This window comes from Streptomyces sp. ALI-76-A, assembly GCF_030287445.1.
In the GTDB taxonomy this organism is placed as follows: Bacteria; Actinomycetota; Actinomycetes; order Streptomycetales; family Streptomycetaceae; genus Streptomyces.
Map to the genome: position 1 here is coordinate 5,968,414 of NZ_JASVWB010000002.1, position 15,602 is coordinate 5,984,015.

A 15,602-nucleotide genomic window follows, 5' to 3' on the forward strand; every position below is an offset into this window, starting at 1 on the left:
GAGGACTTGCGTGAACCTGCTGCTCGCAGAGGTGGCCCAGGCCACCCAGCGGCTGGCCGACGCCGGCGTGCCCTCGCCGCGCAACGACGCGGAGGAGCTCGCCGCGTTCGTGCACGGCGTGAAGCGGGGCGAGCTGCACTCCGTGAAGGACTCGGACTTCGACGCCCGCTACTGGGAGGTCATCGCCCGGCGTGAACAGCGCGAGCCGCTGCAGCACATCACCGGGCGGGCCTTCTTCCGCTACCTGGAACTCCAGGTCGGGCCCGGGGTGTTCGTGCCCCGTCCCGAGACGGAGTCGGTCGTCGGCTGGGCCATAGACGCCGTGCGCGCGATGGACGTCGTGGAGCCGTCGATCGTCGACCTGTGCACCGGCTCCGGCGCCATCGCGCTCGCCCTCGCCCAGGAGGTCCCGCGCTCCCGGGTGCACGCCGTGGAGCTGTCCGAGGACGCCCTGGTGTGGACCCGCAGGAACATGGAGGGGTCCCGGGTCGACCTGCGTCAGGGCAACGCCCTGGACGCCTTCCCGGACCTCGACGGCCAGATCGACCTGGTCATCTCCAACCCGCCGTACATCCCGCTCACCGAATGGGAGTACGTCGCGCCCGAGGCGCGGGACTACGATCCCCAACTCGCCCTGTTCTCGGGCGAGGACGGCCTCGAACTGATCCGCGGCATCGAACGCACCGCACACCGTCTCCTGCGCCCCGGCGGGGTCGTCGTCATCGAGCACGCCGACACCCAGGGCGGCCAGGTGCCGTGGATCTTCACCGAGGAGCGGGGCTGGGCCGACGCGGCCGACCACCCCGACCTCAACAACCGCCCGCGCTTCGCGACGGCCCGCAAGGCGATGCCGTGAGCGCCCCGCAGACTGTTTCCCCGAAGTACGTGTACGAGGAGGCCCGCTAGACATGGCACGGCGATACGACACCAACGACGCGACCGACCGCACGACCGGTCTGCGCGAAGCCGCGTCCGCCGTCCGCCGTGGCGAACTCGTGGTGCTGCCGACCGACACGGTGTACGGCATCGGCGCCGACGCGTTCTCCTCGGAAGCGGTGCACGACCTGCTGGAGGCCAAGGGCCGGGGCCGCAACATGCCCACCCCCGTCCTCATCGGCTCCCCGAACACGCTGCACGGCCTTGTCACGGACTTCTCCGAGCTGGCCTGGGAACTGGTCGACGCGTTCTGGCCGGGCGCGCTCACGCTGGTCGCCCGGCACCAGCCGTCCCTCCAGTGGGACCTGGGCGACACCCGGGGCACGGTCGCCGTCCGTATGCCGCTGCACCCGGTCGCCATCGAGCTGCTGACCGAGGTCGGCCCCATGGCGGTCTCCTCCGCGAACCTGACGGGCCACCCCGCGCCGGAGCACTGCGACGCGGCCCAGGAGATGCTCGGTGACTCGGTGTCGGTCTACCTGGACGGCGGGCCCACGCCCGGCAACGTCCCGTCCTCGATCGTCGACGTCACGCGCGAGGTGCCGCTCCTGCTGCGCGCCGGCGCGCTCTCCGCCGAGGAGCTCAGGAAGGTCGTACCCGACCTCGAGGTGGCGAATTGACGGCCCCTGACGCGGGGCGTGGCATATGGGACGGGGAAGAGACGCGCACCTTCACGGGGCTCCCGCGTGACAGCTTCCGCATCCTCCACGTCAGCACCGGCAACGTGTGCCGCTCGCCGATCACCGAGCGGCTGACCCGGCACGCCCTGGCGGAGCGGCTCGGAGACCCCCTGTGGGGCGGGATGATCGTGGAGAGCGCCGGCACCTGGGGCCACGAGGGCGCGCCCATGGAGGCCAACGCGGAGACCGTGCTGGCCGACTTCGGCGCGGACGCCTCCGGCTTCACCGGCCGCGAACTCCTCGACGAGCACGTCATCATGGCCGACCTGGTCCTGACGGCCACCCGCGATCACCGCGCCCAGGTCATCTCCATGGGCCACTCGGCGGGCCTGCGCACCTTCACCCTCAAGGAGTTCACCCGCCTGGTGAAGGCGATAGACCCGGCGACCCTGCCGCCCCTGGAGGACGGCGTCGTCGCCCGCGCGCGGGCGCTGGTCCGCGCCGCCGCGGCTCTACGCGGGTGGCTCCTGGCCCCGACCGCCGAGGCGGACGAGGTGTACGACCCCTACGGGGCGCCGCTGCCGTTCTTCCGGTCGATCGGGGACGAGATAAACCAGGCGCTGGATCCCGTCGTCACAGCGCTCACCGGTGTCCCCGCAAGGACGTGACAACCGAGCACCCCATCGGTCCCGGGCCTACATTGGACGTACGTCACCGTCGACGCCCGGAGTTCGCCATGTCGGTCACCCATGCCCCCGCGACCGTCGAGACCGTCGCCAGCGCCGATCTGCTGCGCCGGCAGGATCCCGAGCTGGCCGAGATCCTGCTCGGGGAGGCCGACCGGCAGGCGACGACGCTTCAGCTCGTCGCCGCCGAGAACTTCACCTCGCCGGCCGTGCTGGCCGCCCTCGGCTCGCCGCTCGCCAACAAGTACGCCGAGGGCTATCCGGGGGCCCGGTACCACGGCGGCTGCGAGATCGTCGACGTCGCCGAGCGGATCGCCGTGGAACGGGCCAAGGCCCTGTTCGGGGCGGAGCACGCCAACGTCCAGGCCCATTCCGGATCGTCGGCCGTGCTGGCCGCGTACGCCGCCCTGCTGCGGCCCGGCGACACCGTCCTGGCCCTCGGCCTGCCCCACGGCGGTCACCTCACGCACGGCTCGCCCGCCAACTTCTCCGGCCGCTGGTTCGACTTCGTCGGGTACGGGGTGGACGCCGAGACCGGGCTGATCGAGTACGACCAGGTGCGCACCCTCGCGCGCACGCACCGGCCCAAGGCGATCGTGTGCGGGTCCATCGCCTACCCCCGCCACCTCGATCACGCCTTCTTCCGCGAGGTCGCCGACGAGGTGGGCGCGTATCTCATCGCCGACGCCGCGCATCCCATCGGGCTCGTCGCCGGGGGAGCGGCGCCCAGCCCGGTGCCGTACGCCGACATCGTGTGCGCCACCACCCACAAGGTGCTGCGCGGGCCGCGCGGCGGGATGATCCTGTGCGGCGCCGAGCTCGCCGAACGGGTCGACCGGGCCGTGTCCCCGTTCACCCAGGGCGGTGCGCAGATGCACACCATCGCCGCCAAGGCGGTCGCGTTCGGCGAGGCGGCGACGCCGGCGTTCACGGCGTACGCCCATCAGGTGGTCGCCAACGCGCGGGCGCTCGCGGCCGGGCTGGCCGCCGAGGGGCTCGTCATCACCACCGGCGGGACCGACACCCATCTGGTGACGGCCGACCCGGCGCCGCTCGGCGTCGACGGACGCACCGCCCGTGGTCGCCTGGCCGCCGCCGGGATGGTGCTGGACTGCTGCGCGCTGCCGCACGCCGACGCCCGTGGCCTGCGGCTGGGGACGGCCGCGGTGACCACGCAGGGGATGGGGGAGGTGGAGATGGCACGGATCGCCGTCCTGTTCGGACAGGTGCTCAGGGGTGAGGCGGAGAGCCCGAAGGTACGTGAAGAAGTGCGGGAGCTGACCGGGAGATTCCCCCCGTATCCCGGCTGAACCGGGGGAGGCGCCGATCCGTACACAGCCACACGTGCAACCATCGTCGCTACCCGGAAGTCCCCAACCGTAAGCGTGCATCGCTAGTGTGTGGGGCTGTGATGGCCAGCGAGACCTGTGGGGAAGCCCGTGCGTGAATACCTGCTGACGCTCTGCATCACGGCCGCGGTGACGTACCTGCTGACAGGGCCGGTACGGAAGTTCGCGATCGTGGCCGGGGCGATGCCGGAGATCCGGGCCCGTGACGTGCACCGGGAACCGACTCCGCGGCTCGGCGGGATCGCCATGTTCTTCGGCCTGTGCGCGGGCCTGCTGGTCGCCGACCACCTCGCCAACCTCAACGAGGTCTTCTCCAAGTCCAACGAACCGCGCGCGCTGCTCTCCGGCGCGGCCCTCATCTGGCTGATCGGTGTCCTGGACGACAAGTTCGAGATCGACGCCCTGATCAAGCTGGGCGGCCAGATGATCGCGGCCGGCGTGATGGTCATGCAGGGTCTGACCATCCTGTGGCTGCCCATCCCGGGCGTCGGCTCGGTCGCGCTGACCCAGTGGCAGGGCACCCTGCTGACGGTCGCCCTCGTCGTCATCACCATCAACGCGGTCAACTTCGTCGACGGCCTCGACGGCCTCGCGGCCGGCATGGTGTGCATCGCCTCGGCCGCGTTCTTCCTGTACGCCTACCGCGTCTGGGTGTCGTACGGCATCGAGGCCGCCGCCCCGGCCACGCTGTTCGCGGCGATCCTGATGGGCATGTGCCTGGGCTTCATGCCGCACAACATGCACCCCGCGCGGATCTTCATGGGTGACTCCGGCTCGATGCTCATCGGCCTGGTGCTGGCGGCCGGCGCCATCTCCATCACCGGCCAGGTCGACCCGGACGCGCTGAAGCTGTTCGCCGGGTCCGAGCAGGCGGCGGTGCACCAGACGGTCCCCGTGTACATCCCGCTGCTGCTGCCGCTGACGATCATCGCGATCCCGGCCGCGGACCTGGTCCTGGCCATCGTGCGGCGCACTTGGCGCGGCCAGTCGCCGTTCGCGGCGGACCGGGGTCACCTGCACCACCGTCTGCTGGAGGTCGGCCACTCGCACAGCCGCGCGGTGCTGATCATGTACTTCTGGTCCGCGCTGATCGCCTTCGGCGCGCTCGCCTACTCGGTCAACTCGGCGTCCATGTGGATCGTGCTCAGCGTCGTCTTCCTCAGCGCGATCGGGCTGATCCTGCTGCTGCTGCCCCGCTTCACCCCGCGCGCCCCGCGCTGGGCCCAGCACCTGGTACCGCCGCGCTACCGCCGTCGCGGCGAGGTCGCCGTCGACGAGGAACTCACGCCGCCGTCCGGGGCGGAGGAGGAGGGCCGCGCCCCGGTGGCTGCCGGAGTGGCGGGTGTCAACGGGGCGACCGCCCTCGGGGCTCGTTCGCGCGTCCTGGAGGGGCGGAAGGCCGGGAGTTCGCGCTGAGCCGGGGGCTCGCGCCCACGCCACAAGGTAAGAATCTGACTAGAGCATTGCCAAGTCGTGGGGAAGCAAAGCTCCCCAATACCAGACAAGACGCCCAGATTCCTGCACAGACGCGCAGGGTCACTCTCATGTGTGACACCGGGCACACCCACTTGGTAAAGACCGCATCAAATAGTTTGTGATACGGTTCACGAGAACCCCGGATAGAGCCGACGGACCGCAGTGCGACGGTCCATTGGCGCGAGGTCTCTGACACTCGGCCCGGGGACTACGCTCGTCCATGACGACACCCCTGCCCCCCTGCGAAAGCGGAGTTGCCGCCATGCCGTCCAACGACGTCCGGATCCTGCTCCAGGCCGCTGTGCCCACAGCCGCGGTCGGCGCTGTCGCCGCTGTCGTCAGTGGCGTGGTGGCCGGCGGCAAGGGGGCGATCGGGGCGGTCGTCGCGACGCTGGTCGTGATCCTCTTCATGGGGATCGGCTTCTACATCCTGCAGCGCACTGCCAAATCGCTTCCGCACCTCTTCCAGGCGATGGGCCTCATGTTGTACGCGGCGCAGATTCTGCTGCTGTTCATCTTCATGGCCGCCTTCAAGAACACGACGCTGTTCCACCCCAAGGCCTTCGCGTTCACGCTGGTCGCCGGCACCCTCGCCTGGATCGCCGCGCAGACCCGTGCGCACATGAAGGCCAAGATCCTCTACGTCGAACCCGAGCCCACGGGCGGGAAGCCCGAAAAATCGGGGCACTCGTCGTGAGGGGTAGGGCCGGGATAAAGGCGTGTGACATCTCCTGCTATCGTCCGGTGCCAACTGCGGCATCGCGGGCGCGGGCATCTGAGCTGACGCCTGCTCAATCGCGAGGCTCGATGTCCTCTTGCCGCCCCCACATCCGTAACACCAGTCCAGTGCCGAACCGTGGCTTCGTGCCCCGCCGACACAACGAGGTTGCCGTACCCATGCGTCACGCCGAAGGAGCCCGTGGTGAGTGCTGACCAGACCCAGCTCGCCTTTGACTGGAGCTGTCGGATCATGTCCGACAACGGGTGTGGTTTTCCGGCTCCGGGCCTGCACTCGTTCCTCTTCAAGCCGATCGCCACGGTTGGAGGGTTCGAGTTCAACAAGGTGATGCTGCTTGCGCTCATCACCACCCTCCTGGTCATCACCTTCTTCACGCTCGCCTTCGGTAAGGCGAAAGTGGTGCCGGGCAAGCTCCAGATGATCGGCGAGGCCGGCTACGACTTCGTACGCCGCGGCATTGTCTACGAGACCCTCGGCAAGAAGGAGGGCGAGAAGTACGTCCCCCTCATGGTCTCGCTCTTCTTCTTCATCTGGATCATGAACATCTGGTCCGTGATCCCGCTGGCACAGTTCCCTGTGTCGTCGATCATCGCGTACCCGATGGTGCTGGCGCTGATCGTCTACGTGGTCTGGGTGTCGCTGACCTTCAAGCGGCACGGCTTCGTCGGGTTCTTCAAGAACGTCACCGGCTACGACAAGTCGCTGGGCCCGGTGCTGCCGCTCGTGATGGTCATCGAGTTCTTCTCGAACCTGCTGGTCCGGCCGTTCACGCACGCCGTGCGACTGTTCGCCAACATGTTCGCCGGTCACCTCATGCTGGTCATGTTCACGGTCGCCTCCTGGTACCTGCTGAACAGCTGGATGATCCCGGCCGCCGGCGTCTCGTTCATCATGACCATGGTCATGATCCTCTTCGAGCTTTTCGTGCAGCTGGTCCAGGCGTACGTCTTCGTGCTCCTCGCCTGCTCGTACATCCAGGGCGCGCTCGCCGAGCACCACTGAGCCACCCCACTCCCAGACCCATGAACGTCCGGTGGCCAACCCCCGCCGGTCCTTGAAAGAGAAGGAAGAATCAGCATGGCTGCCCTTGAGACCCTCGCCGCCGTCGAAGGCAACATCGGTTCCATCGGCTACGGCCTCGCCGCCATCGGCCCCGGCGTCGGCGTCGGCATCATCTTCGGTAACGGCACCCAGGCGCTCGCCCGTCAGCCCGAGGCCGCCGGCCTGATCCGTGCCAACCAGATCCTCGGCTTCGCCTTCTGTGAGGCGCTCGCCCTCATCGGCATCGTCATGCCGTTCGTCTACGGATGATCGAACCTGACGAGCAAACACAACGGAAGGCACTGATGTGATCGCCAACCTGGTACAGCTGGCGGCCGAGGAGGAGCAGAACCCGCTCATCCCGCCCGGCCCCGAGCTGCTCGTCGGCACCATCGCCTTCGCCATCGTGTTCTTCTTCTTCTGGAAGAAGCTCCTCCCGAACATCAACAAGGTTCTGGAAGAGCGCCGCGCGGCGATCGAAGGCGGTATCGAAGAAGCCGACGCCATGAAGGTCGAGGCCCAGAGCGTCCTTGAGCAGTACAAGGCTCAGCTCGCCGAGGCCCGGCACGAGGCCGCGCGGCTGCGCCAGGAGGCGCAGGAGCAGGGCGCCACGCTCATCGCCGAGATGCGCGCGGAAGGCCAGCGGCAGCGCGAGGAGATCGTCGCCGCCGGTCACGCGCAGATCGAGGCCGACCGCAAGGCCGCTTCCTCCGCGCTGCGTCAGGACGTCGGCAAGCTCGCCACCGACCTGGCCGGCAGGCTCGTCGGCGAGTCCCTCGAGGACCACGCCCGGCAGAGCCGTGTCATCGACCGCTTCCTCGACGAGCTCGAGGAGAAGGCCGAGGCCACCCGATGAACGGAGCGAGCCGCGAGGCCCTGGCAGCCGCACGTGAGCGTCTCGACGCGCTGACGGACTCCACGTCCGTGAACGCCGGCACGCTCGCCGACGAGCTGGCCGCCGTCACCACGCTGCTCGACCGCGAGGTGTCGCTGCGTCGGATCCTGACCGACCCGGCGCAGTCCGGAGAGGCCAAGGCCGAGCTGGCCCGGCGCCTGCTCGGCTCGCAGGTCGGCGGCTCGACCGTCGACCTGGTCTCCGGCCTGGTGCGTTCCCGCTGGTCGCAGTCGCGCGACCTGGTGGACGCCCTGGAGGAACTGGCCGGCCTCGCCGACCTCACCGCCGCGCAGAAGGCGGGCCGGCTCGACAGCGTCGAGGACGAGCTGTTCCGGTTCGGCCGGATCGTCACGTCGAGCACCGAGCTGCGCGCCGCGCTGACCAACCGCAAGGCCACCACCGCGGCCAAGAGCGAGCTGCTGCGCAGCCTGCTCGGCGGCCGGGCCGAAGCGACCACCGAGCGTCTGGTGACGCGCCTTGTGACCGCGCCGCGGGGACGTAGCCTGGAAGCGGGACTCGAGTCCCTGTCCAAGCTCGCCGCCGATCGCCGGGACCGCATGGTGGCCATCGTCACCTCGGCGGTTCCGCTGAGCGACCCGCAGAAGCAGCGCCTGGGCGCCGCCCTCGCGAAGCTCTACGGCCGCACGATGCACCTCAACCTCGACGTGGACCCCGAGGTCCTCGGCGGGATCCGGGTGCAGGTCGGTGACGAGGTCATCAACGGCTCCATCGCGGACCGCATCGAGGACGCCGGCCGCCGACTGGCGGGCTAGCCGCAACTTCATAGCAGTACGTACTTATTACGGCCCGTGTTGGGCCGTGCAGAAGAATCCTGGGGGTCGCCCCCAGACCCCAAAGTGAAACTTCGGGCCCAACAAGGAGAGCAGGGAACCCAGATGGCGGAGCTCACGATCCGGCCGGAGGAGATCCGGGACGCACTGGAGAACTTCGTCCAGTCGTACCAGCCGGACGCGGCCTCGCGCGAGGAGGTCGGAACGGTCACCGTCGCCGGCGACGGTATCGCCAAGATCGAGGGCCTGCCCTCGGCCATGGCGAACGAACTGCTGAAGTTCGAGGACGGCACCCTCGGTCTCGCGCTGAACCTCGAAGAGCGCGAGATCGGTGCGGTCGTCCTCGGCGAGTTCAGCGGCATCGAGGAGGGCCAGCCGGTCACCCGTACCGGCGAGGTCCTGTCGGTCGCCGTGGGCGAGGGCTACCTCGGCCGCGTGGTCGACCCGCTCGGCAACCCCATCGACGGCCTCGGCGAGATCGAGACGTCCGGCCGCCGCGCCCTCGAGCTGCAGGCCCCGGGCGTCATGGCCCGCAAGTCGGTGCACGAGCCGATGGAGACCGGCTACAAGGCCGTCGACGCGATGACCCCGATCGGCCGTGGCCAGCGTCAGCTGGTCATCGGTGACCGCCAGACCGGCAAGACCGCCCTGGCCGTCGACACGATCATCAACCAGCGGGACAACTGGCGCTCCGGCGACCCGAAGAAGCAGGTCCGCTGCGTCTACGTCGCCATCGGCCAGAAGGGCTCGACCATCGCCTCCGTGCGTGGCGCCCTCGACGAGGCCGGTGCGCTGGAGTACACGACCATCGTCGCCGCCCCGGCGTCCGACCCGGCCGGCTTCAAGTACCTGGCGCCGTACACCGGCTCGGCCATCGGCCAGCAGTGGATGTACGAGGGCAAGCACGTCCTGATCATCTTCGACGACCTGTCGAAGCAGGCCGACGCCTACCGCGCCGTGTCGCTGCTGCTGCGCCGCCCGCCGGGCCGTGAGGCCTACCCGGGTGACGTCTTCTACCTGCACTCCCGTCTGCTGGAGCGCTGCGCGAAGCTCTCCGACGAGCTGGGCGCCGGCTCGATGACCGGTCTGCCGATCGTCGAGACGAAGGCCAACGACGTCTCGGCGTTCATCCCGACCAACGTCATCTCCATCACCGACGGCCAGTGCTTCCTGGAGTCGGACCTGTTCAACGCCGGTCAGCGCCCCGCGCTGAACGTCGGTATCTCCGTCTCCCGAGTCGGTGGTTCCGCGCAGCACAAGGCGATGAAGCAGGTGTCCGGCCGACTGCGTCTGGACCTGGCCCAGTACCGCGAGCTGGAGGCGTTCGCCGCCTTCGGTTCCGACCTGGACGCGGCGTCGAAGTCGCAGCTGGAGCGCGGTATGCGCCTGGTCGAGCTGCTCAAGCAGCCGCAGTACCAGCCGATGCCGACCGAGGACCAGGTCGTCTCCGTCTGGGCCGGCACCACCGGCAAGATGGACGAGGTGCCGGTCGCCGACATCCGCCGCTTCGAGAAGGAGCTCCTGGAGTACCTGCACCGCAAGGAGCAGGGCCTCATGACCTCCATCAAGGAGGGCGGCAAGATGTCCGACGACACGCTGACGGCCATCGCCGACGCCATCACGGACTTCAAGAAGCAGTTCGAGACCTCGGACGGCAAGCTGCTCGGCGAGGACGCTCCGTCCGTCAACGTCTCCAAGTGACGTAGGAAGGGACCTGACTCATGGGAGCCCAGCTCCGGGTCTACAAGCGTCGCATCCGATCCGTCACCGCGACCAAGAAGATCACCAAGGCGATGGAGATGATCGCCGCCTCGCGCGTCGTCAAGGCGCAGCGCAAGGTGGCGGCCTCCACGCCGTACGCGACCGAGCTCACCCGCGCGGTCACGGCGGTCGGCAGCGGCTCGAACACCAAGCACCCGCTGACCACGGAGGCGGAGACGGCGAGCCGTGCCGCGGTGCTGCTCCTCACGAGCGACCGCGGTCTGGCCGGCGCCTTCAACTCCAACGCCATCAAGGCGGCGGAGCTGCTGACCGCGCGTCTCGAGGCCGAGGGCAAGGAGGTCGACGCGTACATCGTCGGCCGCCGCGGTCTGGCCCACTACAACTTCCGCGAGCGCAAGGTCGTGGAGTCGTGGTCGGGTTTCACCGACGAGCCCACGTACGCGGACGCGAAGAAGGTCGCGGGTCCGCTGATCGAGGCCATCGAGAAGGACACGGCCGAGGGTGGTGTGGATGAACTCCACATCGTCTACACCGAGTTCGTCTCGATGATGACGCAGACGGCGATCGACAGCCGGCTGCTGCCGCTGCGCCTCGAAGAGGTCGCGGAGGAGGCGCCCAAGGGCGAGATCCTTCCGCTGTACGACTTCGAGCCCTCGGCGGAGGACGTCCTCGACGCCCTGCTGCCGCGCTACGTCGAAAGCCGTATCTACAACGCGCTGCTCCAGTCGGCCGCTTCCAAGCACGCCGCCACGCGCCGCGCGATGAAGTCGGCAACCGACAACGCGGGAGAGCTCATCACCACGCTCTCCCGACTTGCCAACGCGGCCCGCCAGGCCGAAATCACCCAGGAAATCAGCGAGATCGTCGGTGGCTCCGCAGCCTTGGCCGACGCGACCGCGGGGAGTGACAGGTAATGACGACGACAGTTGAGACGGCCGTTGCCACGGGCCGCGTCGCCCGGGTCATCGGCCCGGTCGTCGACGTGGAGTTCCCCGTCGACGCGATGCCGGAGATCTACAACGCTCTGCACGTAGAGGTGGCCGACCCGGCCCTGGACGGTGCGAAGAAGACGCTGACCCTGGAGGTCGCCCAGCACCTGGGTGACGGCCTGGTCCGCACGATCTCGATGCAGCCCACCGACGGTCTGGTCCGCCAGGCCGCGGTCACCGACACCGGCACGGGTATCTCCGTCCCGGTCGGTGACTTCACCAAGGGCAAGGTGTTCAACACCCTCGGTGAGGTGCTGAACACCGACGAGACCTACGACGGTGAGCGCTGGTCCATCCACCGCAAGGCCCCGCGCTTCGACGAGCTCGAGTCGAAGACCGAGATGTTCGAGACCGGCGTCAAGGTCATCGACCTCCTCACCCCGTACGTCAAGGGTGGGAAGATCGGTCTGTTCGGCGGTGCCGGCGTCGGCAAGACGGTGCTCATCCAGGAGATGATCTACCGCGTCGCCAACAACCACGACGGTGTCTCCGTGTTCGCCGGTGTCGGCGAGCGCACCCGTGAGGGCAACGACCTCATCGAGGAGATGTCGGAGTCCGGCGTCATCGACAAGACCGCGCTGGTCTTCGGCCAGATGGACGAGCCCCCGGGCACCCGTCTGCGCGTGGCCCTGGCCGGTCTGACCATGGCGGAGTACTTCCGCGATGTGCAGAAGCAGGACGTGCTGTTCTTCATCGACAACATCTTCCGCTTCACCCAGGCCGGTTCCGAGGTCTCGACCCTGCTCGGCCGCATGCCCTCCGCGGTGGGTTACCAGCCGAACCTGGCCGACGAGATGGGTCTCCTCCAGGAGCGCATCACCTCGACCCGTGGCCACTCGATCACCTCGATGCAGGCGATCTACGTCCCCGCGGACGACCTGACCGACCCGGCCCCGGCCACCACCTTCGCCCACCTCGACGCGACGACGGTTCTCTCCCGTCCGATCTCCGAGAAGGGCATCTACCCGGCCGTGGACCCGCTGGACTCCACGTCCCGCATCCTGGACCCCCGCTACATCGCGGCGGACCACTACGCGGCCGCGATGCGTGTCAAGTCGGTCCTTCAGAAGTACAAGGACCTGCAGGACATCATCGCGATCCTCGGTATCGACGAGCTGGGCGAGGAGGACAAGCTCACCGTCCACCGTGCCCGCCGCGTGGAGCGCTTCCTGTCCCAGAACACCCACGTCGCCAAGCAGTTCACCGGCGTCGACGGGTCGGACGTCCCGCTGGACGAGTCGATCGCGGCCTTCAACGCGATCATCGACGGTGAGTACGACCACTTCCCGGAGCAGGCGTTCTTCCTCTGCGGTGGCATCGAGGACCTGAAGAAGAACGCGAAGGAGCTGGGCGTCTCCTGATCCGGGAGCGCTGAGTTCGTCTGAGGGGGCGGGCGCGTCCCGCCCCCTCTCGCACGCCTACTAGACTTGTAACCAACACCCGGCAGACCCGCCGGGTGGTGACCCGAGGAGCCACCTTGGCTGCTGAGCTGCACGTCGCGCTGGTCGCGGCCGACCGAGAGGTCTGGTCCGGCGAGGCCACCCTGGTCGTCGCGCGCACCACGTCCGGCGACATCGGCGTCATGCCCGGTCACCAGCCGCTGCTCGGTGTGCTGGAGTCGGGCCCGGTGACCATCCGTACGAGTGGCGGTGGAACGGTCGTCGCCGCGGTGCACGGCGGTTTCATCTCGTTCGCCGACGACAAGCTGTCGCTGCTGGCCGAGATCGCCGAGCTGTCGGACGAGATCGACGTCCAGCGTGCCGAGCGCGAGCTCGATCGCGCGAAGGCGGAGGGCGACGCCCACGCCGAGCGTCGCGCGGACGTACGACTGCGGGCGGCGGCAGCGCGCTGAACCAGCGCGTTGTGCGATGACGTCACTCAGCCGCGGCTGGAACCGGAGCGATCCGGTACCAGTCGCGGCTGAGGCAGATGTGGGTGTTTTTTCCATTCCGTTACCGAGAAATCCGTAACCGAGGAGACGAGGAGGTCGGTGTCGATGGTCCTCGCTCTGACTGTGTGCGGATTGGTCGTGGCCCTGGTGGTCGTGGGGCTGTTCGTCTTCGGCCTGCGCCGCAGGCTCATCCAGCGTTCCGGCGGCACCTTCGACTGCAGCCTGCGCTGGGACGTTCCGGAGAAGCCCGACACCAGTGGCAAGGGCTGGGGCTACGGCGTCGCCCGCTACAACGGCGACCGCATCGAGTGGTACCGGATCTTCTCGTACTCACCCCGTCCGCGCCGGGTCCTGGAGCGTTCCGCGATCGAGGTGGCCGGCCGCCGGGTGCCCGAGGGCGAGGAGGAGCTGGCGCTGATCTCCGACCACATCGTCCTCACCTGTCTGCACCGGGGCACGCGTCTGGAGCTCGCGATGAGCGAGGACGCGTTGACCGGTTTCCTCGCGTGGCTGGAGGCGGCCCCACCCGGACAGCGGGTGAACGTGGCGTAGCCGCGTTCACCCACATGGGTGGGGCTCCGCCGGACGCGGTCCGGGGGAGCCCCTGTGGTGTGACGGTTACTTCAGACCGCTGTCGATGGCGTTCACCAGCTCCCCGTTTCCGGTGTCACCGCTGAACTCCCAGAAGAACGCGCCGCCCAGGCCCTGGTTCTTGGCCCAGGTCATCTTTCCGGCGATGGTCGACGGGGTGTCGTAGGACCACCAGTTGGTGCCGCAGTGCGCGTACGCCGTGCCCGCGATCGTGCCGGTGACCGGACAGGACGTCTTGAGCACCTTGTAGTCCTCGATGCCCGCCTCGTACGTGCCGGGTGCCGCGCCGGTCGCCGCGCCGCCGGGGGCTGACTGGGTGACGCCGGTCCAGCCGCGCCCGTAGAAGCCGATGCCGAGCAGCAGCTTCGCGGACGGGACGCCCTTCGCCTTCAGCTTGGCGATCGCGTCGGCGGAGTTGAAGCCGGCGGCCGGGATGCCGGGGTACGAGGTGAGCGGCGAGTGCGGGGCGGTCGGGCCGTCCTTGTCGAAGGCGCCGAAGTAGTCGTACGTCATCACGTTGTACCAGTCGAGGTACTGGGAGGCGCCGCCGTAGTCGGCCGCGTCGAGCTTGCCGCCGGAGGAGCCGTCGGCGGTGATGGCGGCGGTGACCAGGTAGTTCCGGCCGAACTCGGTGCGCAGCGCCTGGGACAGGTTCCGGAACGCGGCCGGGCCGGACGTGTCGCAGGTCAGACCGCAGGCGTTCGGGTACTCCCAGTCGATGTCGATGCCGTCGAAGACGTCGGCCCAGCGCGGGTCCTCGACGACCGCCTTGCAGGACTTGGCGAAGGCGGCCGGGTTGGCGGCGGCCTGCCCGAAGCCGCCGGAGTAGGTCCAGCCGCCGAACGAGTACAGCACCTTGATGTGCGGGTACTTGGCCTTGAGCTGGCGCAGCTGGTTGAAGTTGCCGCGCAGCGGCTGGTCCCAGGTGTCGGCGGTGCCGCTGACGGACTGGTCGGCGGTGTAGGCCTTGTCGTAGGCGGCGTAGGTGTCGTCGACCGTGCACTGGCCGTTCTTCACGTTGCCGAACGCGTAGTTGATGTGGGTGATCTTGGCGGCCGAGCCGGACGTCACCAGGTTCTTGACGTGGTAGTTGCGGCCGTAGACGCCCCACTCGGTGAAGTAGCCGAGCTTGACCTTGTCGCCGGGCGGCGGGGGTTCCGTGGTGCCGCCGGTGGTGCGGACCGCGACCGCGCCGCTGACCGGGCCGGTCTGGTCGGCGGTGTCACGCGCCTGGACGCTGTAGGAGTAGTCGGTGCCGGCGGTGAGACCGGTGTCGGTGTACGAGGTGGTCGTCACGGTGGCGATCCTGGCACCGTCGCGCAGGACGTCGTAGTTCTTGACGCCCTTGTCGTCGGTGGCCGCGCTCCAGGCCAGCTTCACCGAGGTGTCGGTGACGGCGGAGGCGGTGGGCATGCCGGGGGCGGAGGGGGCCGCGTCCCCGGGGACGGTGCCGCCGTCGCAGCTGCCGCCGTTGAGCTTGCAGCCCGCGGGGGAGCCGGTGCCCGTGCCGTTGAAGCCGAAGGAGACGGAGGCGCCCGGGGCGAGGGAACCGTTCCAGGACTTGTTCCTGGCGGTCCAGTGGGTGCCGGACGAGGTGACGTCGGCGTCCCAGGCGGAGGTGACGGAGGTGCCGGAGGGGAAGTCCCACTCGACGGTCCAGGAACTGAGAGCCGTGGTGCCGGTGTTCTTCACCGTCCACCTGCCCTCGAATCCGGTGCCCCAGTCGGAGGCCTTGGTGTAGGTGGCGGTGGCGGACGTCGCGGCCTGGGCGGGGCTCGCGAGACCGACCAGGCCGGCGATGGGGAGCATCAGTGTCGCGAACAATGCCGCGGCCCTGTGTCTGAAGCGCATGCTGCGCCTCCTCGGGGGTTGGGGG

Annotated in this window: 16 protein-coding genes; 15 read left to right on the forward strand and 1 reads right to left on the reverse strand. The window is 68.9% G+C overall.

Annotated elements, in window-relative coordinates; genetic code table 11:
• Window positions 1–10 precede the first annotated feature (10 nt).
• From prmC to QQS16_RS27885, 15 genes are all read left to right on the forward strand, one after another.
• Window positions 11–856, forward strand: a complete 846-nt coding sequence (gene prmC / locus QQS16_RS27815) for a peptide chain release factor N(5)-glutamine methyltransferase (protein ID WP_286064760.1) — start codon at window positions 11–13, stop codon at window positions 854–856.
• A 52-nt stretch (window positions 857–908) separates the two neighbouring features.
• Window positions 909–1,556: an L-threonylcarbamoyladenylate synthase gene (locus QQS16_RS27820; protein ID WP_286064761.1), complete on the forward strand. Its 648-nt coding sequence runs from the start codon at window positions 909–911 to the stop codon at window positions 1,554–1,556.
• The gene (locus QQS16_RS27825; RefSeq protein ID WP_286064762.1) at window positions 1,553–2,224 is read left to right on the forward strand and encodes an arsenate reductase/protein-tyrosine-phosphatase family protein; all 672 of its coding nucleotides are present in this window, start codon (window positions 1,553–1,555) and stop codon (window positions 2,222–2,224) included. The genes QQS16_RS27820 and QQS16_RS27825 overlap by 4 nt, the downstream gene beginning before the upstream one ends.
• Before the next feature lie 68 nt (window positions 2,225–2,292).
• Window positions 2,293–3,552, forward strand: a complete 1,260-nt coding sequence (glyA, locus tag QQS16_RS27830) for a serine hydroxymethyltransferase (RefSeq protein WP_286064763.1) — start codon at window positions 2,293–2,295, stop codon at window positions 3,550–3,552.
• Between the two features lie 129 nt (window positions 3,553–3,681).
• Window positions 3,682–5,007 carry an MraY family glycosyltransferase gene (locus QQS16_RS27835; RefSeq protein ID WP_286064764.1) on the forward strand — a complete coding sequence of 442 codons (1,326 nt, stop codon included), beginning with the start codon at window positions 3,682–3,684 and terminating at the stop codon, window positions 5,005–5,007.
• A 322-nt stretch (window positions 5,008–5,329) separates the two neighbouring features.
• Window positions 5,330–5,764: a Cg1360 family ATP-synthase-associated protein gene (locus QQS16_RS27840; protein WP_286064765.1), complete on the forward strand. Its 435-nt coding sequence runs from the start codon at window positions 5,330–5,332 to the stop codon at window positions 5,762–5,764.
• A 225-nt stretch (window positions 5,765–5,989) separates the two neighbouring features.
• Window positions 5,990–6,808 carry a F0F1 ATP synthase subunit A gene (gene atpB / locus QQS16_RS27845; RefSeq protein WP_502963850.1) on the forward strand — a complete coding sequence of 273 codons (819 nt, stop codon included), beginning with the start codon at window positions 5,990–5,992 and terminating at the stop codon, window positions 6,806–6,808.
• 75 nt (window positions 6,809–6,883) lie between these two features.
• Entirely contained in the window at window positions 6,884–7,117 is a 234-nt protein-coding gene (gene atpE / locus QQS16_RS27850) for an ATP synthase F0 subunit C (protein ID WP_031485821.1), read from the forward strand.
• Between the two features lie 37 nt (window positions 7,118–7,154).
• A complete protein-coding gene (locus QQS16_RS27855; RefSeq protein WP_286064766.1) occupies window positions 7,155–7,703 on the forward strand; it encodes a F0F1 ATP synthase subunit B in 549 nt (182 codons plus the stop codon).
• Complete coding sequence (locus tag QQS16_RS27860; RefSeq protein WP_286064767.1) at window positions 7,700–8,515, forward strand: F0F1 ATP synthase subunit delta; 816 nt, start codon at window positions 7,700–7,702, stop codon at window positions 8,513–8,515. Before QQS16_RS27855 ends, QQS16_RS27860 begins: the two co-directional genes overlap by 4 nt.
• Before the next feature lie 123 nt (window positions 8,516–8,638).
• Complete coding sequence (atpA, locus tag QQS16_RS27865) at window positions 8,639–10,234, forward strand: F0F1 ATP synthase subunit alpha (protein ID WP_286064768.1); 1,596 nt, start codon at window positions 8,639–8,641, stop codon at window positions 10,232–10,234.
• 20 nt (window positions 10,235–10,254) lie between these two features.
• Window positions 10,255–11,169 (forward strand): F0F1 ATP synthase subunit gamma, encoded by a 915-nt coding sequence (locus QQS16_RS27870; protein WP_286064769.1) that lies wholly within the window; start codon window positions 10,255–10,257, stop codon window positions 11,167–11,169.
• Entirely contained in the window at window positions 11,169–12,605 is a 1,437-nt protein-coding gene (gene atpD, locus QQS16_RS27875) for a F0F1 ATP synthase subunit beta (protein WP_286064770.1), read from the forward strand. Before QQS16_RS27870 ends, atpD begins: the two co-directional genes overlap by 1 nt.
• A gap of 116 nt (window positions 12,606–12,721) precedes the next feature.
• Window positions 12,722–13,096, forward strand: coding sequence for a F0F1 ATP synthase subunit epsilon (locus QQS16_RS27880; protein WP_286064771.1), 375 nt, complete (start codon window positions 12,722–12,724; stop codon window positions 13,094–13,096).
• Window positions 13,097–13,240: 144 nt separating this feature from the next.
• On the forward strand, window positions 13,241–13,687 hold the full coding sequence (locus tag QQS16_RS27885) for a DUF2550 domain-containing protein (RefSeq protein WP_286064772.1): 447 nt from the start codon (window positions 13,241–13,243) through the stop codon (window positions 13,685–13,687).
• A gap of 66 nt (window positions 13,688–13,753) precedes the next feature.
• Here the strand turns inward: QQS16_RS27885 and QQS16_RS27890 are convergent, their stop codons facing one another.
• Window positions 13,754–15,577: a glycoside hydrolase family 18 chitinase gene (locus QQS16_RS27890; protein ID WP_286064773.1), complete on the reverse strand. Its 1,824-nt coding sequence runs from the start codon at window positions 15,575–15,577 to the stop codon at window positions 13,754–13,756.
• Window positions 15,578–15,602: the final 25 nt, after the last annotated feature.

What these genes read in the sequence shown, in the direction of transcription:
- QQS16_RS27840 (WP_286064765.1), top strand. Translation starts at nt 5,330, where the DNA reads ATGCCGTCCAACGACGTCCGGATCCTGCTCCAGGCCGCTGTGCCCACA.
- QQS16_RS27860 (WP_286064767.1), top strand. Translation starts at nt 7,700, where the DNA reads ATGAACGGAGCGAGCCGCGAGGCCCTGGCAGCCGCACGTGAGCGTCTC.
- atpA (WP_286064768.1), top strand. Translation starts at nt 8,639, where the DNA reads ATGGCGGAGCTCACGATCCGGCCGGAGGAGATCCGGGACGCACTGGAG.
- QQS16_RS27885 (WP_286064772.1), top strand. Translation starts at nt 13,241, where the DNA reads ATGGTCCTCGCTCTGACTGTGTGCGGATTGGTCGTGGCCCTGGTGGTC.
- QQS16_RS27870 (WP_286064769.1), top strand. Translation starts at nt 10,255, where the DNA reads ATGGGAGCCCAGCTCCGGGTCTACAAGCGTCGCATCCGATCCGTCACC.
- QQS16_RS27890 (WP_286064773.1), bottom strand. Translation starts at nt 15,577, where the DNA reads ATGCGCTTCAGACACAGGGCCGCGGCATTGTTCGCGACACTGATGCTC.
- glyA (WP_286064763.1), top strand. Translation starts at nt 2,293, where the DNA reads ATGTCGGTCACCCATGCCCCCGCGACCGTCGAGACCGTCGCCAGCGCC.
- atpD (WP_286064770.1), top strand. Translation starts at nt 11,169, where the DNA reads ATGACGACGACAGTTGAGACGGCCGTTGCCACGGGCCGCGTCGCCCGG.
- atpE (WP_031485821.1), top strand. Translation starts at nt 6,884, where the DNA reads ATGGCTGCCCTTGAGACCCTCGCCGCCGTCGAAGGCAACATCGGTTCC.
- QQS16_RS27820 (WP_286064761.1), top strand. Translation starts at nt 909, where the DNA reads ATGGCACGGCGATACGACACCAACGACGCGACCGACCGCACGACCGGT.